General features: G+C 70.6%; 18 protein-coding genes. 2 read left to right on the top strand and 16 right to left on the bottom strand.

The window, feature by feature from the left end; translation table 11 throughout:
- A partial coding sequence (locus ACWD1Z_RS21135; protein WP_451120683.1) for a DUF5915 domain-containing protein occupies positions 1 to 741 on the top strand: 741 nt, incomplete at its 5' end.
- 155 nt (positions 742 to 896) lie between these two features.
- On the opposite strand, the gene ACWD1Z_RS21130 is transcribed toward ACWD1Z_RS21135, so the two are convergent.
- The 16 genes from ACWD1Z_RS21130 to rsmH form a co-directional block, all read right to left on the bottom strand.
- Complete coding sequence (locus tag ACWD1Z_RS21130; protein WP_451120681.1) at positions 897 to 2,093, bottom strand: DivIVA domain-containing protein; 1,197 nt, start codon at positions 2,091 to 2,093, stop codon at positions 897 to 899.
- A gap of 53 nt (positions 2,094 to 2,146) precedes the next feature.
- The gene (locus ACWD1Z_RS21125) at positions 2,147 to 2,431 is read right to left on the bottom strand and encodes a YggT family protein (protein WP_007448661.1); all 285 of its coding nucleotides are present in this window, start codon (positions 2,429 to 2,431) and stop codon (positions 2,147 to 2,149) included.
- Positions 2,432 to 2,514: 83 nt separating this feature from the next.
- On the bottom strand, positions 2,515 to 3,156 hold the full coding sequence (locus ACWD1Z_RS21120) for a cell division protein SepF (RefSeq protein WP_451120679.1): 642 nt from the start codon (positions 3,154 to 3,156) through the stop codon (positions 2,515 to 2,517).
- 129 nt (positions 3,157 to 3,285) lie between these two features.
- Positions 3,286 to 4,005 carry a YggS family pyridoxal phosphate-dependent enzyme gene (locus ACWD1Z_RS21115; RefSeq protein WP_451120677.1) on the bottom strand — a complete coding sequence of 240 codons (720 nt, stop codon included), beginning with the start codon at positions 4,003 to 4,005 and terminating at the stop codon, positions 3,286 to 3,288.
- Positions 4,006 to 4,010: 5 nt separating this feature from the next.
- On the bottom strand, positions 4,011 to 4,739 hold the full coding sequence (pgeF, locus tag ACWD1Z_RS21110; RefSeq protein WP_451120675.1) for a peptidoglycan editing factor PgeF: 729 nt from the start codon (positions 4,737 to 4,739) through the stop codon (positions 4,011 to 4,013).
- Entirely contained in the window at positions 4,736 to 5,926 is a 1,191-nt protein-coding gene (gene ftsZ / locus ACWD1Z_RS21105) for a cell division protein FtsZ (protein WP_389418557.1), read from the bottom strand. Before ftsZ ends, pgeF begins: the two co-directional genes overlap by 4 nt.
- Before the next feature lie 278 nt (positions 5,927 to 6,204).
- Entirely contained in the window at positions 6,205 to 6,999 is a 795-nt protein-coding gene (locus ACWD1Z_RS21100; RefSeq protein ID WP_451120673.1) for a cell division protein FtsQ/DivIB, read from the bottom strand.
- A 25-nt stretch (positions 7,000 to 7,024) separates the two neighbouring features.
- The gene (gene murG, locus ACWD1Z_RS21095; protein WP_250070377.1) at positions 7,025 to 8,116 is read right to left on the bottom strand and encodes an undecaprenyldiphospho-muramoylpentapeptide beta-N-acetylglucosaminyltransferase; all 1,092 of its coding nucleotides are present in this window, start codon (positions 8,114 to 8,116) and stop codon (positions 7,025 to 7,027) included.
- A 6-nt stretch (positions 8,117 to 8,122) separates the two neighbouring features.
- Positions 8,123 to 9,484, bottom strand: a complete 1,362-nt coding sequence (ftsW, locus tag ACWD1Z_RS21090; protein WP_451120671.1) for a putative lipid II flippase FtsW — start codon at positions 9,482 to 9,484, stop codon at positions 8,123 to 8,125.
- A 97-nt stretch (positions 9,485 to 9,581) separates the two neighbouring features.
- The gene (gene murD / locus ACWD1Z_RS21085) at positions 9,582 to 11,021 is read right to left on the bottom strand and encodes a UDP-N-acetylmuramoyl-L-alanine--D-glutamate ligase (RefSeq protein ID WP_451120669.1); all 1,440 of its coding nucleotides are present in this window, start codon (positions 11,019 to 11,021) and stop codon (positions 9,582 to 9,584) included.
- Complete coding sequence (gene mraY, locus ACWD1Z_RS21080; protein WP_250070374.1) at positions 11,003 to 12,076, bottom strand: phospho-N-acetylmuramoyl-pentapeptide-transferase; 1,074 nt, start codon at positions 12,074 to 12,076, stop codon at positions 11,003 to 11,005. Before mraY ends, murD begins: the two co-directional genes overlap by 19 nt.
- On the bottom strand, positions 12,073 to 13,488 hold the full coding sequence (locus ACWD1Z_RS21075) for a UDP-N-acetylmuramoyl-tripeptide--D-alanyl-D-alanine ligase (protein ID WP_451120667.1): 1,416 nt from the start codon (positions 13,486 to 13,488) through the stop codon (positions 12,073 to 12,075). Before ACWD1Z_RS21075 ends, mraY begins: the two co-directional genes overlap by 4 nt.
- Before the next feature lie 4 nt (positions 13,489 to 13,492).
- Positions 13,493 to 15,013, bottom strand: coding sequence for a UDP-N-acetylmuramoyl-L-alanyl-D-glutamate--2,6-diaminopimelate ligase (locus ACWD1Z_RS21070; protein ID WP_451120665.1), 1,521 nt, complete (start codon positions 15,011 to 15,013; stop codon positions 13,493 to 13,495).
- A gap of 163 nt (positions 15,014 to 15,176) precedes the next feature.
- Positions 15,177 to 17,135, bottom strand: a complete 1,959-nt coding sequence (locus tag ACWD1Z_RS21065) for a peptidoglycan D,D-transpeptidase FtsI family protein (protein ID WP_451120663.1) — start codon at positions 17,133 to 17,135, stop codon at positions 15,177 to 15,179.
- 7 nt (positions 17,136 to 17,142) lie between these two features.
- Positions 17,143 to 17,601 carry a hypothetical protein gene (locus ACWD1Z_RS21060; RefSeq protein WP_451120661.1) on the bottom strand — a complete coding sequence of 153 codons (459 nt, stop codon included), beginning with the start codon at positions 17,599 to 17,601 and terminating at the stop codon, positions 17,143 to 17,145.
- A gap of 21 nt (positions 17,602 to 17,622) precedes the next feature.
- Positions 17,623 to 18,579 (bottom strand): 16S rRNA (cytosine(1402)-N(4))-methyltransferase RsmH, encoded by a 957-nt coding sequence (rsmH, locus tag ACWD1Z_RS21055; RefSeq protein WP_451120659.1) that lies wholly within the window; start codon positions 18,577 to 18,579, stop codon positions 17,623 to 17,625.
- Positions 18,580 to 19,005: 426 nt separating this feature from the next.
- Between rsmH and ACWD1Z_RS21050 the strand changes: the two genes are divergently transcribed.
- A complete protein-coding gene (locus ACWD1Z_RS21050) occupies positions 19,006 to 19,554 on the top strand; it encodes a beta-class carbonic anhydrase (RefSeq protein WP_451120657.1) in 549 nt (182 codons plus the stop codon).
- Positions 19,555 to 19,773 lie beyond the last annotated feature (219 nt).

Here is a 19,773-nt window from a genome sequence, read left to right as displayed (position 1 = left end):
CTGTCGAAGCAGATGGTCCTGGTCCGCCGGCTCGTGGAGCTGGGCCGTGCCACGCGCGCGGAGTCGGGGGTCAAGACGCGTCAGCCGCTGCGGCGCGCGCTGATCGCGGCGACCGGCTTCGGTGCCCTCAACCCCGAGCTGCACACGCAGATCACCGAGGAGCTGAACGTCGAGGCGCTGGCGTCCCTCTCCGAGGTCGGCGGCAGCCTGGTGGACACGACCGCGAAGGCCAACTTCCGGGCCCTGGGCAAGCGGTTCGGCAAGCGCGTCCAGGACGTGGCGAAGGCCGTCGCGAACGCCGACGCGGCCGCGCTCTCCCTGGCCCTGCGCGAGGGCACGGCGTCGGTCGAGGTCGACGGTGAGACGATCACCCTCGCCCCGGACGAGGTGATCATCACCGAGACCCCGCGCGAGGGCTGGTCGGTGGCGTCCGACTCGGGCGCGACGGTCGCCCTGGACCTGGAGATCACCGAGGAGCTGCGCCGCGCGGGCCTGGCCCGTGACGCGATCCGCCTGATCCAGGAGGCCCGCAAGAACAGCGGCCTCGACGTGGCCGACCGGATCGCCCTGCGCTGGACGGCGACGGACCCGGCGACGGTCGCGGCCCTGTCGGAGCACGCGGACCTCATCGCCGACGAGGTCCTGTCGACGGACTTCGCCCAGGGCGAGGCGGACGCCGGCTACGGCTCCCCCTTCACCGACGAGGGGCTGTCCCTGACGTTCCGCCTGCGCAAGGCGTAACCGGCACGCAAGGGCCCGGTCTCCCGAGCGGAGGCCGGGCCCTTGGTCGTGCGCCTCGGCCGGCCGTCAACGCGAGTAAAAGGGGCGAGCCCCGGACCGGAGTCCGGGGCTCGCCCCTTTGAACGCTGCCGACGCCTGAGGCGTACTACTGGCCGTCAGTTGTCGTCCTCGTCGATCAGGAACCCGCGCATCGGCGAGGGAGCCTGACCCATCGGGGACGGACCCTGCGGACGGACCGGAGCCATCGGCTGGGTCATCGCGGGGGACATCTGCTGCTGGCTGCCGTAGGACGGGCCGGCCTGGCCCGGACCGCCGCCCATGCCCTGGTTGCCGCCGTAGGACGGGGCGCTCGCACCGGCCGGAGCCATCGACGGCGCCGGGGACGGCGGCAGCGAGGCGGTGGCCGGAGTGCGCGGCGGGGCCAGCGAGTCGTCGGCCTGGGTCTCCAGCTGACGCAGCTGCGACTCCAGGTAGGACTTCAGCCGGGTGCGGTACTCGCGCTCGAAGCCGCGCAGGTCCTCGACCTTGCGCTCCAGCGTGGCGCGAGCGGACTCCAGGGAGCCCATCGCGACGCGGTGCTTCTCCTGCGCGTCCCGCTCCAGGGCGTCGGCCTTGGCACGGGCGTCACGCTCAAGACCCTCGGCACGCGAACGCGCCTCGCCGACGATCTTGTTGGCCTCGGAACGGGCCTCGGCGATCGCCTGGTCGGCGGTCTGCTGGGCCAGCGAGAGGACACGGGCGGCGCTGTCGCCGCCGGGGCCCTGACCGGGGCCGCCCATCGGACCGCCCATGGGGCCGCCCATCGGACCGCCCATCTGCTGCTGCATCGGGGGCTGGCCCATGGGACCGGGACCCTGGCCCATCGGACCGGGACCCTGCGGGCCACCCTGTCCGCCGGGACCGGCGGGCAGCTGCGGGGCACCGCTCGGCAGCTGGGGCGGGCCGCCCATGGGGCCGCCCATCTGCTGCTGCGGCGGGCCCGATATGCCGGCCGGCACCGGGGCGCCCGGGCCGCGCATGCCCTGCTGCGGCATACCGCCCTGCTGGGGCATGCCCTGCTGCTGCATGCCGCCCTGCTGCATACCACCCTGCTGCTGCATGCCACCCTGCTGAGGCATACCCTGCTGCTGGTCCTGCGGCTCCGGGGGCTTGCGCATGTTCTGCTGGTTCTGGGCAGCGGCGCGCGTGGCCGCGGCCAGCTTGGCGCGCAGGTCCTCGTTCTCGCGGAGCAGGCGGGTCAGTTCGGCTTCGACCTCGTCGAGGAAGGCATCGACCTCGTCCTCGTCATAGCCTTCTCGGAGGCGGACGGTCGTGAACTGCTTGTTCCGCACGTCCTCGGGGGTCAACGGCATCTCTTCACCTCAACGTAGTCGTCGGCATTCGGCAAGACGGTAGTTCACATCGCTCACAGCCGGCTCACGATCGAGATCAGGATGTAGACGATGATCATCAGTACGAAGAAGGACAGGTCGAGCGCCACGCCCCCGAGACGCAGCGGCGGAATGAACCGCCGCAGAAGCTTGAGCGGTGGATCAGTGACAGTGTAGGTGGCCTCCAGAACGACCACCATCGCCTTGCCGGGTTGCCACGAGCGGGCGAACTGGAAGACATAGTCCATGACCAACCGGAAGATCAGCACGATGAGGAAGCACATCAGCGCGATATAGACGACATCCAGGACCACGCTCATGACCCTTGCTTCCCTCTCCCCATGTTCCGTGCTGCTGCGGTACTGCGTTGTGTTGCTCTGTACTGCTGATCCGGTTGTGCGTCTCAGCTCTGGTTGAAGAACCCGCCCTCTGCGATACGGGCCTTGTCCTCCGCCGTGACATCGACGTTAGCAGGCGACAACAGGAACACCTTCTGCGTCACCCGCTCGATGCTGCCGTGAAGACCAAACACCAAACCGGCCGCAAAGTCGACAAGTCGCTTCGCGTCTGTGTCATCCATCTCAGTCAGATTCATGATCACCGGGGTGCCCTCACGGAAGTGTTCCCCGATGGTACGGGCCTCGTTGTAGGTCCGCGGGTGAAGCGTGGTGATCCGGTACGGCTCTCGTTCCGACACGACCTTGGGCATGATCACCGGCGCGTTCTTCTCCAGGCTCTGGCGTTCTTGTGTGATGGATGCCACGGGCGCGATACGCGCGGGGCGCCCGGATTCCGCGCCCAGCGAAGCGGCGTGGGACACCGGTTCGCGCTGCACGGACGGCTGCACCACTCGTACCGATTCGTCCCTTTGGGACTGATGTGAACCGTGCGGCTGGTGCGACGGTTCGTGCCGTCGGTGGTCCCGCTCGGGCTCAGGGTCGAGTTCGGGTTCGAAGTCGTCGTCGGGATCAAAACCGCGGCCGTCGTACCCATCGTCCTCCACGAGGCCGAGGTAGACCGCCATCTTGCGCATCGCGCCGGCCATTCTCTGAGTCCTCCGCTCTGTGGTGGATCGGCTGACGACTGCCAAGTGCCCGCGATCCACGAGGTCGTTCCGCCCGCTGTTCAGCGGTAATGACCATATTTTCTGCTGTGGTCCGACTTCCTGGCGACGTTACCCGAGCCTCGGGCGGACTCCGAGTACCGCGGTACCGACGCGCACATGTGTCGCTCCGGCCGCCACGGCCTGTTCGAGGTCCGCACTCATTCCTGCCGAGACCATGTTCGCAGCCGGATGAGCTCGGCGCAGGTCGGTCGACAAATCCATCAACCGCTCGAACGCCGCCAGTTCACGTCCCGCGTACTCCCCGGTCAAGGGTGCGACCGTCATCAGTCCGTCGACCCGCAGCCCCGGCGCCCCGGCGATCAGGTCGGCCAACTCCGCGACGCCGCCCGGCGCCACCCCGCCCCGCTCCCCCCGCTCGCGCTCACCGGCGTCGAGCGCGACCTGGATGAGACAGCCCACCTCGCGCTCCGCCCGTACCGCCTCCTTCGAGAGGGCCGTCACCAGCTTGGAACGGTCGACGGACTGCACGAGATCCGCGTAACCGACCACCGATCGCACCTTGTTGGTCTGCAACTGCCCCACGAAATGCCAAGTAAGCGGCAGTTCCGAGCATTCGGCGGCCTTCGGTGCCGCGTCCTGGTCCTTGTTCTCGGCGACATGGCGCACACCGAGCTGCGACAGGATCCGCACGTCGCTCGCGGGGTAGGTCTTGGTGACCACGATCAGGGTCACCTCCTCGCGCTTGCGCCCGGCGGCCGCGCACGCCGCGGCGATGCGCTCCTCCACCTTCGCCAGATTCCCGGCAAGTTCGTCCTTGCGTTCCGTCATGCCCATCAGTCCAGCCAGACATAGCCCGCGAGCCGGCCCGTGGTCCGGTCGCGGCGGTACGAGAAGTGGTCGCCCGACTCCCGCGTGCACACCGGCGACCGCTCCCGGTCGCGCACCCCGAGCCGTTCGAGCTGCGCGTGCACCCCGGCGGTCACATCCACCGCGGGCGTACCCCAGCTCGTCTCGGCATGCGCCGCCGGTTCGACGGCGGCGACCTCGGCGCGCATCTCCTCCGGCACCTCGTAGCACCGGCCGCAGACGGCGGGCCCGGTGCGGGCGACGATCCGGGACGGCTCGGCGCCCAGTTCCGTCATCGCGCGTAGCGCGGCGGGGACGACTCCGGCGACCATGCCGGGCCGGCCGGCGTGGGCCGCCGCGACCACCTTGGCGACGGGGTCGGCGAGCAGCACCGGGGTGCAGTCGGCGGTGAGAACGGCGAGGGCCAGACCCCGCTCGGCGGTGACGATCGCGTCGACCTCCGGCACCGGCCGGTCCCCCCAGGGCCGGTCGACCACCACGACGTCGTCGCCGTGCACCTGGTTCATCCAGACGACCCGGCCCGCGTCGAGTCCGAGCGACTTGGCCGCCAGCTCGCGATTGGTCCGTACGGCGCCGGGGTCGTCGCCGACCGCCCCGCCGAGGTTGAGCTCCTCGTACGGAACGGCGCTCACCCCGCCCCACCTGTCGGTGAAGGCGAAGTGCGCGCCGCTCACGGTGTCGCGCTGTCCTATCACTTCAGGAAGTCCGGCACATCCAGCTCCTCGGCCGCGCTGTCCGAGTAGGACCGGGACGGCGGGACCGGCGGGGCGGCCGGGAGGTCGGCGGCCGGCTCGGGAGCGGGCGCCGGCTCCTCCTTCGGCGTGACGCTGCCGAGCGAGCCGAAGGACGGACGGCTCTCGGTCTGCCGTACCGGAGTGGGCTCCTCGCGCTTGGCCGAGGACGAGCCGAGGACGGTGTCCCGCTTGGAGGGCGGCTGACCGCCGTCGAAGCCGGCCGCGATCACGGTGACCCGGACCTCGTCGCCGAGGGCGTCGTCGATCACCGCGCCGAAGATGATGTTGGCCTCGGGGTGGGCGGCCTCGCTGACCAGCTGGGCGGCCTCGTTGATCTCGAACAGGCCGAGGTCGGAGCCGCCGGAGATGGAGAGCAGCACGCCCCGGGCGCCGTCGATGGACGCCTCCAGCAGCGGCGAGGAGATCGCCATCTCGGCCGCGGCCACCGCGCGGTCGTCGCCGCGGGCCGAGCCGATGCCCATGAGGGCCGAACCGGCCTCGGACATGACCGACTTGACGTCGGCGAAGTCGAGGTTGATCAGACCGGGCGTGGTGATGAGGTCGGTGATGCCCTGGACACCGGAGAGCAGGACCTGGTCGGCCGACTTGAAGGCGTCGAGCACCGAGACCTGGCGGTCCGAGATGGACAGCAGCCGGTCGTTCGGGATGACGATGAGGGTGTCGACCTCTTCGCGGAGCTCGGCGATGCCGTCCTCGGCCTGGTTCGCGCGGCGCCGCCCCTCGAAGGTGAACGGGCGCGTGACCACGCCGATGGTGAGGGCACCGAGCGAGCGGGCGATGTTGGCCACGACGGGCGCGCCGCCGGTGCCGGTGCCGCCGCCTTCACCGGCCGTGACGAAGACCATGTCGGCCCCCTTGAGGACCTCCTCGATCTCCTCGCGGTGGTCCTCGGCGGCCTTGCGGCCGACGGCCGGGTTGGCTCCGGCGCCGAGTCCGCGGGTGAGTTCACGGCCGACGTCGAGCTTGACGTCGGCGTCGCTCATCAACAGCGCCTGTGCGTCAGTGTTGATGGCGATGAACTCGACGCCCTTGAGACCGACCTCGATCATCCGGTTGATGGCATTGACACCACCGCCGCCGACACCGATGACTTTGATGACTGCGAGGTAGTTCTGCGGTGCTGCCACGTCGAAGGCCTCTCGCCTCGAGTTACGTGTCGCCGCTTCGCGGTTGCCCGCGATCCGACGACTGATGCCGAATGGGACGGTCCGTAGCGCCGACCCGAACCCTAACGTTGAAGTTTAGGGTTACCAGTGTGTCCGTTCCTTGAAGTCTTCTGAACAGGACACTAAGTCGACAAGTGGCGCCCGTTCAACGAACACGCCGAACCTCCCGTTTTTCTTTTCACCCTATGTGATCAGCCGTAGCAGTGCCCAACCAGGGTGCTGGCCTGCGCTGATGTGCGTCAACTCCCTGATGACGCAGGGGCGGTGGGAACGCCCACATCGAAGTGCCGCGCATCCGGTGAGGCTTTCATCAGAGCCAGGAGTGTGCGAGCCTTCGCCCCGCCCTTCTCGGCGCTGCCCCAGTCGACGGTCCGTCCGTCGGCCAACTCCAGCGAGATGTCGTCGTAGGAACGGACCTTGAGGGTCCGGGTGTCCCGTGCGACGGTGGCCGGAACGGCGCCGGCGACCCGCACCGCCTCGCGCACGAGCCGGCCCTCCCCGAAGCGGCGCAGGCTGGCGGCGGAGGAACTGGACGGGGAGAGCGCCAATTCCAGTGCGGGAACGCCTTTCGGGGCTTCAGAAACTGTGGCGAAGCGGACACCTTTCCTGTCCACTTCGATGAAGTTCTTGCCCTTTCGCACAATCAGAACCGGGGTCCGCTCGGTCACTTTCAGCCCGATTCCATGCGGCCAGGAACGGCCCACGTCGACCGTGTCGATGCGCGGCAGTTTCCGCTTCAGCCGGTCCTCGATGGCGTCGGTGCCGACGGAGGCCAACGGCGATCCGACCGGGACGTCGGCGGCCTCGCGCACCTGCGCGGGCGTCAGCACCCGGGTCCCCGACACGCTCACCCGCTCCACGCGCAGCCAGCTCGACCCGTACAACACCCAGGCGCCGCCCGCCCCGAACAGCACGAGCGCGACGGCCAGGACGATGATCGTACGAAGCCGAGGGGGCCGCACCCGCCGGGCGGGAGGCGGGCCGGACGACTCCTGCTGACGTTCCCCGCGCTCGGCGGTCGTCGATCCGGCCACGCTTCCTGCCCTCCGTCATGCGGTCCTAGCGTCGGTGCGAGGCGATCGCCTCGTACACCATGCCGACGAGCAGGTCGTCGGCGTCCCGGCGGCCGAACTCACCGGCGGCGCGGGACATCTCGTACAGCCGGTGCGGGTCGGCGAGCACGGGCAGCACGTTGTGCTGCACCCACTCGGGCGTGAGTTCCGCGTCGTCGACCAGCAGGCCGCCGCCGGCCTTGACCACCGGCTGGGCGTTCAGCCGCTGTTCGCCGTTGCCGATGGGCAGCGGGACATAGGCGGCCGGGAGCCCGACGGCGGAGAGTTCGGCGACGGTCATCGCGCCCGCGCGGCAGAGCATCATGTCGGCCGCCGCGTACGCGAGGTCCATCCGGTCCAGGTAACTTACCGGGATGTACGGGGGCATTCCCGGCATCTGGTGCACCTGCGGCAGTTCGTTCTTCGGGCCGACCGCGTGCAGGATCTGGATCCCGGCCTGCTGCAGCCAGGGCGCGACCTGCTGGACGACCTCGTTCAGCCGCCGGGCGCCCTGGGAGCCGCCGGTGACCAGCAGGGTCGGCAGGTTCGGGTCGAGCCCGAAGGCGGCGCGGGCCTCGGGGCGTACGGCGGCCCGGTCCAGGGTGGCGATGGAGCGGCGCAGCGGGATGCCGATGTAGCGGGCGCCGCGCAGCTTGCTGTCCGGGGTGGAGACGGCGACCTGGGCGGCGTACCGCGAGCCGATCTTGTTGGCCAGGCCCGGCCGGGCGTTCGCCTCGTGGATGACGATCGGCACTCCGAGCCGCTTGGCGGCGAGGTAACCGGGCAGCGCCACATAGCCGCCGAAGCCGACGACGCAGTCCGCCTTGGTGCGCTCCAGGATCTGCTCGGCGGCCTTGATCGTGCCGCGCAGCCGGCCCGGGACGGTGATCAGCTCGGGGGTCGGCTTGCGCGGCAGCGGTACGGCCGGGATCAGCGCCAGCTCGTAACCGCGCTGGGGGACGAGCTGGGTCTCCAGACCGCGCTCCGTGCCCAGGGCCGTGATCCCCACGGTCGGGTCCTGCCTGCGCAGGGCGTCCGCGAGGGCGAGCGCGGGCTCGATGTGGCCCGCGGTTCCTCCGCCGGCGAGTACGACATGCACCGAAATTCACCGCTCTCCGGACGTACGCGCCGCCGAGGCGCGCCGTCGCATCGTGTTCCATCTCCGGGGCTCCCTGATCGCAGCAGAGCCCCCGGCACCCCGCTTTCTACCAAAGCGGGGTTGCCGCATCGAAAGCGCCGCCCGCGCAGCGGGCTCGTCGCGTGCGAAGGCGATCAGCAGCCCGATGGCGAACATGGTCGGCAGCAGGGCGGATCCTCCGTAGGAGAACAGCGGGAGAGGCACACCGGCGATCGGCAGCAGACCGAGCACCGCACCGATGTTGATCACCGCCTGAGCGGTGATCCAGGTGGTCACGCCTCCCGCGGCATACCTGACGAAGGGGTCCTCCGTGCGTCCGGCCACGCGGATACCCGCATAGCCTAGAGCCGCGAAGAGGGCGAGCACCGACAGCGTCCCCGCCAGACCCAGTTCCTCACCGGTGACGGCGAAGATGAAGTCGGTGTGGGCTTCGGGGAGTTGCCCCCATTTCTCCACACTCGCACCGAGCCCGGATCCGAAGATCCCGCCGGACGCGAGCGCGTAGATGCCGTGCACCGCCTGCCAGCAGCTGTCCCCCGGGCCCGGGTCGGTGGCGCCGATGCACTGCAGGCGGGCCATCCGGTTGGGGCTGGTCTTGATGAGGATCAGGCCGAGCAGACCGGCGATCGACAGCACCCCCACGAACAGCCGGGTGGGCGCTCCGGCCAGCCACAGCAGCCCGAACAGGATCGCCGTCAGGATGATCGCCGTACCCATGTCGCCGCCGAGCATGATCAGACCGAGCAGCATGAAGGCGACCGGGACCAGCGGCACCAGCATGTGCTTCCACTGGGTCAGCAGCTTCTTGTCCTGTTTGCGGGCCAGCAGATCGGCGCCCCACAGCACCAGGGCGAGCTTGCCGAACTCGCTGGGCTGGAGCAGGAAGGGGCCGCCGACGGAGATCCAGTTCTGGTTGCCGTTGACCGAGACTCCTATCCCCGGCACCTGCACCAGGGCCATCAGGAAGACGGCGCCCGCGATGATCGGGTAGGCCAGCGCCCGGTGCAGCTTGACCGGCATCCGGGAGGCGGCGAACAGCAGCCCGGCGCCGATGAGCGCGGCCAGCAGCTGCTTGCGGAAGAAGTACGAGCCGGGCAGCGACATCTGGAGCGCCTTGATCTGGGAGGCCGAGTAGACCATCACCAGACCCAGCACGGTGATCAGCAGACTGCCGCCGAGGATCAGGTAGTACGCCGTCAGCGGCCGGTCCCAGGCCTTCCTGGCGCGCGTGGAGAGCCGCAGGAGGGGGTTCTCGCGCGGGGGCCGGGGAGCGGCGGGTCCCCGGACGGCTCGCTGGGCCGGCGGACGGCCCGTACGGCTACTGGACATCACCGGCTCCTCGCCCGCACCCACCGAACCCGAGCCACATCCGAGTCACCGTCCCTCCAAGGGTCCCGAAGCACCCTAGGTGGCCGAGACCCCGCCGTCAGGCGCCGGCTCCGAGTTCGCGGACGGCCGCCGCGAACGCGTCACCGCGCTTGTTGTAGTTGGCGAACATGTCCATCGAGGCGCAGGCCGGGGCCAGCAGCACCGTGTCGCCCGCGGTGGCGAGCCGCCGGGCCTCCTGGACAGCCGCGAGCATCGCCCCAGTGTCGGTCCGGTCGAGGTCCACGACCGGGACTTCCGGGGCGTGTCGCGCGAGGGCTTCGCGGATCAGCGCCCGGTCGGCGCCGATCAGGACGACCCCGCGCAGCCGCTTGGCCGACTTGGTGACCAGCTCGTCGAAGGTGGCGCCCTTCGCGAGGCCGCCCGCGATCCACACGATCGACTCGTAGGCCGCCAACGAGGCTTCCGCGGCGTGGGTGTTGGTGGCCTTGGAGTCGTCGATGTACGCGACGCCGTCCACGTCCGCCACGTGCGCGATGCGGTGGGCGTCCGGGGTGAAGGCCCGCAGGCCGTCGCGTACGGCCTTGGCGGGCACGCCGAAGGCGCGCGCGAGGGCCGCCGCCGCAAGGGCGTTGGCGATGTTGTGCGGGGCCGGCGGGGTGACGTCGGAGACCTCGGCGAGCTCCTGGGCGTTCTTCTGCCGGTTCTCCACGAAGGCGCGGTCGACCAGGATGCCCTCGACGACGCCGAGTTGGGACGGGCCCGGGGTGCCGAGCGTGAAGCCGATGGCCCGGCAGCCCTCCTCCACGTCCGCCTCGCGCACCAGGTCCTCGGTCGCCTTGTCCGCGGCGTTGTAGACACAGGCGACGCGATTGCCCTCGTAGATGCGCCCCTTGTCGGCGGCGTACGCCTCCATGGAGCCGTGCCAGTCGAGGTGGTCCGGGGCGAGGTTGAGCACGGCGGCCGAGTGGGCGCGCAGGGAGGGCGCCCAGTGGAGCTGGTAGCTGGACAGCTCCACGGCGAGGACGTCGTACTCCTCGTCGCCGAGCACCGCGTCCAGCAGGGAGACGCCGATGTTGCCGACGGCGGCCGTGCGCAGGCCGGCCGCCGTCAGGATCGAGGCGAGCATCTGGACCGTCGTGGTCTTGCCGTTGGTGCCGGTGACCGCGAGCCAGGGCGCGGCGCCGGGGCCGCGCAGCCGCCAGGCGAGTTCGACGTCGCCCCACACCGGGACGCCCGCCGCGGCGGCCGCCGTGAACAGCGGCTTGTCCGGCTTCCAGCCGGGGGCGGTGACGATGAGCTCGGTGCCCTCGGGCAGGGTCGCGCCGTCGCCGAGGCGGACCGTGACGCCCAGCGCCGCCAGCTCCGCGGCCTGTTCACGCGCGCGTGCGTCGTCGCCGTCGTTGACGACGGTGACCCGCGCGCCCAGGCCGTGCAGCACCTTGGCCGCCGGGATGCCGGAGACGCCGAGCCCGGCGACGGTGACGTGCTTGCCCTGCCAGTCGAAGGACTCCGAGGAGGTCACTTTTCTGCTGCCCATCCCGCGTAGAAGAGACCCAGGCCGACGATCACACAGATGCCCTGGATAATCCAGAAACGGACCACCACGAGCACCTCGGACCAGCCCTTGAGCTCGAAGTGGTGCTGGAGTGGCGCCATCCGGAAGACCCGCTTGCCGGTGAGCCGGAACGAGCCGACCTGGATGACCACCGACATGGTGATCAGCACGAACAGGCCGCCGAGGATGGCGAGCAGCAGCTCGGTACGGGAGCAGATGGCGAGACCGGCGAGCACACCGCCGAGCGCCAGCGAACCGGTGTCACCCATGAAGATCTTGGCCGGCGAGGTGTTCCACCACAGGAAGCCCAGGCAGGCGCCCATCAGCGCGGCGGAGACCACGGCGAGGTCGAGCGGGTCGCGGACCTCGTAACAGGCGCCGGGGTTGGTCAGCGTGTTCGCGTTGGCGCAGGACTCCTGGTACTGCCAGACGCCGATGAACGTGTAGGCGCCGAAGACCAGCACGGAGGCGCCGGTGGCCAGTCCGTCCAGACCGTCGGTGAGGTTCACGCCGTTCGACATCGCGAGGATCATGAACAGCGCCCACACCACGAACAGCACCGGACCGATCGTCCAGCCGAAGTCCGTGATGAACGAAAGCTTCGTGGAGGCCGGGGTGTTGCCGCGGGCGTCGGCGAACTGGAGCGAGAGCACCGCGAAGGCGATACCGCCGAGCAGCTGTCCGGCCATCTTCGCCTTGGCCCGCAGACCCAGCGACCGCCGCTTGACGATCTTGATGTAGTCGTCCAGGAAGCCGACCAGGCCCATGCCGACCATCAGGCCGAGCACCAGCACACCGGAGTAGGTCGGCGGCTTGCCCGTGATGAGCTTCGACAGGAAGTACGCCGCGACCGTCGCCAGGATGAAGGCGATACCGCCCATGGTCGGCGTACCGCGCTTGCTGCCGTGCGTGCGCGGGCCGTCGTCCCGGATGTACTGGCCGTAGCCCTTGCGGGCGAGGAGTTTGATCAGCAGCGGGGTGCCGATCAGCGTCAGGAAGAGGCCAATGACTCCTGCGAACAGGATCTGCTTCATCATCGGGCGGAAACCTCACCCTCGGCACCGGTCTCGGCGAGCGCCTGCGCCACGCTCTCGAGGCCGACCGACCGGGACGCCTTCACGAGTACGACGTCCCCTGGGCGCAACTCGCTGCGCAACAGGTCGACCGCCGCCTGTGCGTCGGACACGTGCACCGACTCCTCACCCCACGAACCCTCGTTATATGCGCCCAGTTGCAGCCAGGACGCTTCCCTGCCCCCGACCGCGACGAGCTTGCTGACGTTGAGCCGGACGGCGAGCCGTCCGACCGCGTCGTGCTCGGCGAGCGCCTCGTCCCCCAGCTCGGCCATCTTGCCGAGCACCGCCCACGTACGACGCCCCTTGCCCATCGCCGCGAGCGCGCGCAGGGCGGCTCGCATGGACTCGGGGTTCGCGTTGTAGGCGTCGTTGACGATCGTCACGCCGTCCGGGCGCTCGGTGACCTCCATCCGCCAGCGGGAGAGGGAGCCCGCCTCGGAGAGCGCGGTGGCGATCTCTTCCGCGGACATGCCCAGCTCGTGGGCGACGGCGGCCGCGGCGAGCGCGTTCGACACGTGGTGCTCACCGTACAGGCGCATGGTCACTTCGCTTGCACCGGAGGGTGTGCGAAGCAGGAAGGCGGGCTGTCCGCTGTCCGTGACTCGCACGTTCTCGGCGCGTACGTCCGCTTCGTCGCACTCTCCGAAAAGGAGCACCTTCGCCTGTGTACGGGAGGCCATGGCCCGTACCAAGGGGTCGTCCGCGTTGAGGATCGCGGTGCCGCCGTCCTCCGCCGGCGGCAGTGCCTCCACCAGTTCGCCCTTGGCCACGGCGATCTGCTCGCGGCCGCCGAACTCGCCGATGTGGGCGGTGCCGACGTTGAGCACGAGGCCGACCTTCGGGGGCGTCAGCTCGGCGAGGTAGCGGATGTGGCCGATGCCCCGGGCGCCCATCTCCAGGACGAGGAAGCGGGTTTCCTCGGTGGCGGACAGGGCGGTCAGCGGCAGCCCGATCTCGTTGTTGAGCGAGCCGGGCGTGAACACCGTGGGCGCCTTGCGCCGGAGCACCTGGGCGATCAGGTCCTTGGTGCTGGTCTTGCCCGCGGACCCGGTGAGGGCCACGAGGGTGGCGCCGAGCCGTCGTACGACGTGCCGGGCGAGGGCGCCGAGGGCGCTCTGGACGTCGTCCACGACGATCGCGGGCACGCCGACGGGCCGGGAGGCCAGCACGGCCGCCGCGCCCGCCTCGACGACCTGGGCCGCGAAGTCGTGGCCGTCGACCCGCTCGCCGACGAAGGCGACGAAGAGGCTGCCGGGCTCCACCTCACGGGAGTCCCGGACGACCGGTCCGGTGACCAGTACCGACGGATCCGGTATGTCGTACGTCTGCCCGCCGACGACTTCTGCGATCTCGGCGAGAGAGAGGGCGATCACAAGTTCATCCCTGGGTCTGCTGGATAGCTTCGCGAAGCACCTGGCGGTCGTCGAAGGGACGCACCACCCCGGCGATGTCCTGGCCCTGCTCGTGGCCCTTGCCCGCGATCAGCACGGTGTCCCCGGGCCGGGCCCGGGCGACGGCGGCGGCGATGGCGGCGGCCCGGTCCTCGAAGACCTGGACCTCGCCGCGCTGGTGGGAGGGCACGGACGCCGCCCCCTGCAGCATGGTCGCGAGGATCGCGAGGGGGTCCTCGGAGCGGGGGTTGTCAGAAGTCAGTACGGCGGTGTCGGCGAGGCGGGCCGCGGCGGCACCCATCGGCGCCCGCTTGGTCCGGTCCCGGTCGCCGCCGCAGCCGAGCACGATGTGCAGGCGACCGCTCGTCACCTTGCGCAGGGCCCGCAGCACGGATTCGACCGCGTCGGTCTTGTGGGCGTAGTCGACGACCGCGAGATAGGGCTGGCCCGCGTCCACCCGCTCCAGCCGGCCGGGCACGCCGGGGACGGCGGAGATGCCGTCGGCGGCGGCCTGCGGGGCGAGGCCGGCGACGGCCAGGGCGGCGATCGAGGCGAGGGTGTTGGCCACGTTGAACGGGCCGGCCAGCGGCGAACGGGCGCTGATCCGCTCGCCCTTCGGGCCGATCACCGTGAACGTCGAGTCCATCGGCCCGACCTGGACGTCCTCGGCGCGCCAGTCGGCGTCGGGGTGGCCCTCGGCGGAGAAGGTGACGACGGGGACCGTGGCTTCCTTGGTGAGCCTGCGGCCGTACTCGTCGTCGAGGTTGACGACCCCGAGCCGGCTGCGCCGCGGTGTGAACAGCTGCGCCTTGGCCTGGAAGTAGTCCTCCATGTCGGAGTGGAACTCCATGTGTTCCGGGCTGAGGTTGGTGAAGACGGCGATGTCGAAGACGCAGCCGTCGACCCGGCCGAGGACCAGCGCGTGGCTGGAGACCTCCATGGCGACCGCCTCGACACCGCGTTCGCGCATCACGGCGAAGAGGGCCTGGAGGTCGGTGGCTTCGGGGGTGGTGCGCTCGGACTTGATGCGCTCGTCGCCGATGCGCATCTCGACCGTGCCGATCAGGCCGGTGGACCTGGCGGTCTTCAGGCCGCCCTCGACGAGGTAGGCGGTGGTGGTCTTGCCGGAGGTGCCGGTGATGCCGATCTGGAGCAGATCGCGGCCGGGGTGGCCGTAGATCGTGGCCGCCAGTTCGCCCATCCGGCCGCGCGGGTCGTCCACGACCAGCACGGGCAGGCCGGTGGCGGCGGCGCGTTCGGCGCCGGTCGGATCGGTGAGCACGGCGACCGCGCCGAGGCCCGCGGCCTGGGTGACGAAGTCGGCGCCGTGCAGCCGGGCGCCCGGCAGAGCGGCGTACAGGTCGCCGCGACGGACGGCGCGCGAGTCATGGGTGATGCCCGTGACCTCCGCGTCCTGACCCGGCCGCGCGGCACCCAGCTGGTCGGCGAGTTCCGCGAGGGGTGCGGCGGAGACCTGGACCGGCCTGGGCGGCCCGGGATATGTCACGGGTGCGCCCTTCTGGGTGATTTGGGACTGATCAGCGTGTGGCACGGCGGTGAGCGTACCGGGCCCACCCGCCTCGGAGCGAAGCGAGGCGGCGGAGGGTCCGTGGTTCCCGGGATCGGGGGTGATCGTTGTCACGAGGTGGTTCCTGGCTGCTCGGGGCTGATCAGGGCGTGAAGGTGACCGGGAGCTTGGCGGCCGGAGCCCCGGTCGGCGGGACCTGGAGGGTCTTCAGGGCGAACTCCATGACCTTCTTGTAGACGGGTCCGCAGATCTGGCCGCCGAAGTAGTTGCCCTCGGTGGCGTTCTGGATGGCGCAGTAGACGGTGATCCGCGGCTGGTCGGCGGGGGCGAATCCGGCGAACGACGAGGTGTAGCCGCGGTACTTGCCGGTGGCCGGATCCACACGGTTGGCCGTACCGGTCTTGCCGGCGACCCGGTAGCCGGCGATGCGGGCCTTGGTGCCCGTGCCTTCCCGGTCGTCCACCACCGACTCCAGCATCCGGGCGAGCGTCTTCGCGGTTCTGGCACTGACCACCCGTGTCTTCTCGGGCTTCTGGGCGGGGGTGAAGCGCCCGTCGGCCCCCTTGGTGCCGCGCACCAGGGTGGGCTCGACGCGTACGCCGCCGTTGGCGATGGTCGAGTAGACGGAGGCCGCCTGCATCGCGTTGATGGAGACGCCCTGGCCGAAAGGAATCGTGTACTGCTGCGAGGTCGACCACTGCTCCGGCGGGGCGAGGATGCCCTTGGTCTCGCCGGGGAAGCCGAGCCCGGTGTAGCTGCCGAGGCCGAACTTGCGCAGGTAGGAGTAGAGGACCTTGTTGGACTCCGGCTGCGTCTTGCCGAGCTGTCCGGTGGCCAGGATGGTGCCGATGTTGCTGGACTTGGCGAGCACGCCGTTGAGCGTGAGGTACCAGGTCTCGTGGTCGATGTCGTCCTTGAAGAGCCGGTCGCCGCGGTGCAGCCGGTTGGGCACGACGACATGCGTGTCCGGGGTGGCGACGCCCTCCTCCAGCACGGCGGCCATCGACATCACCTTGGCCGTGGAGCCGGGCTCGTAGGCGTCCTCCAGGCTCCAGTTGTGCAGGGAGGCCCCGTCGGCCTTGGAGAGGTCGTTGGGGTCGAAGCCGGGTGAGTTGGCCATGGCGAGGATCTCGCCGGTCCTGGTGTCCTGGACGATCACATAGCCGCGGTCGGCCTTGGACTCCTCCACCTGTTCGCTGATCGCGTTCTGCGCGGCCCACTGGATGTCGCGGTCGATGGTGAGCTCGACGTCGCTGCCGGGCACGGCGGGCGTCTCGGTGGAGCCACCGGCGGTGGGTACCTGGCGGCCGCCGGACTGGGCGTAGCGGATCTTGCCGTCCTTGCCGGCCAGCTCCTCGTCGAACTGCTGCTCGACGCCGCCGCCGCCCTTGCCGTCGTAGTTGACCCAGCCCAGTATCCCGGCGGCGAGCTCGCCGTTGGGGTACACCCGCTTGCTGCTGGCGACCGAGAAGACGCCCGCGAGGACGTTGGCGGTGCCGGGGTCGGTCTCCGCCTTGGTGGCGAGCGCGCTCTTGAGGTCCTTGATCTGCTGCCAGACCTGCGGGGTCTGCCGCCGGGACAGCAGGACGTACTGGCCCTTGGCCTTGAGCTTCTTGGTCAGCGCCGCCTGGTCCTGGCCGAGGATCGGGGCGAGCAGCGCGGCGGCCTGCTCGGGCCCGTCACCGACCTTCAGCGCCTTGCGCGTGAACAGCGTGGGGTCGGCGGTGATGTCGTACGCGTCCACGCTGGCCGCGAGGGCCACGCCGTTGCGGTCGGTGATGCCGCCGCGCTCGGCGGCCAGCGTGTAGCCGACGTACCGGTTCTTCTCGGCCTTGGCGGCGTAGGTGCCGGCGTCCACGGCCTGGACCTGGAGGAGGCGTACGACGAAGGCGATCAGGACGAGGGTCAGCGCCAGGCTGACCATGCGCAGCCGGGGCCGGGGGCTGCCCAGCCGGAGCGTCTGGGGGGCCGCGGGGCGGGACGGCGCCGGGCGGCGGGCCGGGCGGGCGCCGGGGCCCGGGACGCGTCGGCCGGCCGGGCGGCCGGGCCGTGCGGGCCCGGGCACCCGGCGGCGCGGCGGTTGCTTGCCTGAGTCGGCCACTCTTCCGTCACCTGCCGGGGATCGTGGGGGTCGGGGGCGGGGTCGCGAACGCCTCGGGGGCCAGGACCAGCGGATCCTGTACGGCCGTCTGGTGGACGTCGGCGGGGGCCGGAGCGGGGACGCCCCGGACCGTACCGTCGGGGTCGAGGAAGGCGGGGTCGCCGCCCGGCACCATGCCGAGCTCAAGAGCCCGGCGCTGGAGGGCCTCGGGGGCGGAGTAGGCGTCGACGTCCCGCTGGAGCGCCTGTTCCTCGTCGGTGAGGCTCTTGGTCTCCTTCTGGAGGTCGTCGAGCCGGAACGCGCCCTCGCTCAGGGCGGAGTTCAGCACCAGCAGTCCGATCAGCCCGCCGCCGAGCAGCAGGACGACCAGGAGGACGAAGGGGGTACGGGCGGCCTGCCCCCGTCCGGTCGGGAAGAGCCGCGCGAGCCGGGCGGCCCTGCCCCTCAGTTCGGGTTTCCTACTCACACGCCCTCCCGTGAGTACGGCTCACTCGACGTCCTTTCTGATGCGCTCCGCCCCGCGCAGCCGCGCCGGTGCCGCCCGGCGGTTCTCGGCGACCTCTTCCTCGGCGGGAAGTTCGGCACCGCGCGTGAGCAGCTTGAGCCGCGGCTGGTACCGCTCGGGGACGACGGGCAGACCGGGCGGCGCGGTGGTGGCGGCGCCGGCCGCGAAGACCTGCTTGACCAGCCGGTCCTCCAGTGAGTGGTAGGAGAGCACGGCGATCCGCCCGCCGACGTCGAGGGCCTGCACGGCGGCCGGTACGGCCCGTTCCAGCACGGAGAGCTCGCCGTTGACCTCGATGCGCAGGGCCTGGAAGGTGCGCTTGGCCGGGTTGCCGCCGGTGCGCTTGGCGGCCTGCGGCAGCGCGTCCCGGATCAGCTCCACGAGCCGTGCGCTGCGGGAGAAGGGCTCCTTCTCGCGCTCGCGCACGATGGCGGACACGATCCGCTTGGCCTGCTTCTCCTCGCCGTAGGCGCGCAGGATCCGGACCAGTTCCCCGGGGGGGTAGGTGTTGAGGACCTCGGCGGCGCTGACGCCGGTCGTCTGGTCCATGCGCATGTCCAGGGGGGCGTCCTGGGCGTAGGCGAAGCCGCGGTCGGCCTCGTCGAGCTGCATGGAGGAGACCCCGAGGTCGAACAGGACGCCCTGCACGCGCGCGAGGCCGAGCCGCTGCAGCACCTCGGGCAGTTCGTCGTACACGGCGTGCACCAGGGTGGCCCGCTCACCGAAGGGGGCGAGCCGCTCGCCGGACAGGCGCAGCGCCTCCGTGTCCCGGTCCAGGGCGACGAGGCGGGCCTCGGGGAACCGCTGGAGGAGGGCCTCGCTGTGGCCGCCGAGGCCGAGGGTGCAGTCGACGACGACGGCTCCGGGGGCCTGGAGGGCAGGGGCCAACATGTCCAGGCACCGCTGGAGCATCACCGGAACATGTCGACTCTGGCTCAAGGGGCCCTCTCAGGTCCGGCGTGGCGGTACGCACCGGGCGGGGTCCCCGCCCCTCCCCCGGTGACGGGGGGCCTGCCGGCGCCAGGAGCGTCAGCCGGCCGGGAGCGGGAGGAGGCCGAGCCGTACGTACGCGCCGCGCACGTGGGGAGAATCTCCGGCGGGCGCGCCGGGTCCTACGGGAAGTTCGGTCCAGCGGGGAGGCCTCGCCTCCCGCTTCGCGTCACTTTAGTCCACCCTGTCTCGCGGTCAATCAACCGGCCTGCGCGTCGCGGCCCGGGGTCGGCGCGAAGCGGGACGAGGGGGGAATTCACTCCTACAGGCGTGGTCGCGTGGCCCTTGTGGGTTACCTCACAACAGCTCTCATTGACGTTCTTTGTCCCCTCTCACAACGGGACGGGACCGGGGGTGACCAGTACCGTCATAGGTATGACGACTTCTGCATCGGTTCCCGCGAGTCCCCAAGGCGCCACCGCCGCCGACGGCACGGTCACGGATCGCATCGTCGAGGCGAACGAGCGGTACGCCGCCGCGTTCACCGACCCGGGCCTGGAGGCCCGGCCGGCACTGAACGTGGCCGTGGTGGCCTGCATGGACGCCCGGATCGACCTGTTCCCCTCGCTCGGCCTGGCGGTCGGCGACTGCCACACCATCCGTAACGCCGGCGGCGTGATCACGGACGACGTGATCCGCTCGCTCACCATCAGCCAGCGGGCCCTCGGCACCCGCAGCGTGGTCCTCATCCATCACACCGGCTGCGGTCTGGAGACCCTGACCGAGGAGTTCCGGCACGACCTGGAGCAGGAGGTCGGCCAGCGCCCGGTCTGGGCGGTGGAGTCCTTCCGGGACGTCGACCAGGACGTACGGCAGTCCATGCGGCGCGTGCGGACCTCGCCGTTCCTGCTGCACACCGACGATGTGCGCGGCTTCGTCTTCGATGTGAAAACCGGCCTGCTGCGCGAGATCGACCCCGCGTAACCTGCCGCTGAAGCTGTCGTTTCGCTGTTGATTTCCGGCTTGGGGCCGTCCAAAAGGCGGTAAGACCGACATAACGCGAGCAGTTGTCCACAGGCGAGTGACACGAAACGGTAACGGCAGCAAGAATGCGGGTGTGGCGTCACGCGGAACTTTTCCCGGGTGATGTCCGTGTTTCGGGGTGGGCCGGTCCGCACGCAGAGCGTCGGCCCGGAAAGAACG

It is taken from the genome of Streptomyces sp. NPDC002784, from assembly GCF_053592135.1.
This window is presented reverse-complemented; position numbering and strand designations above follow the sequence as displayed.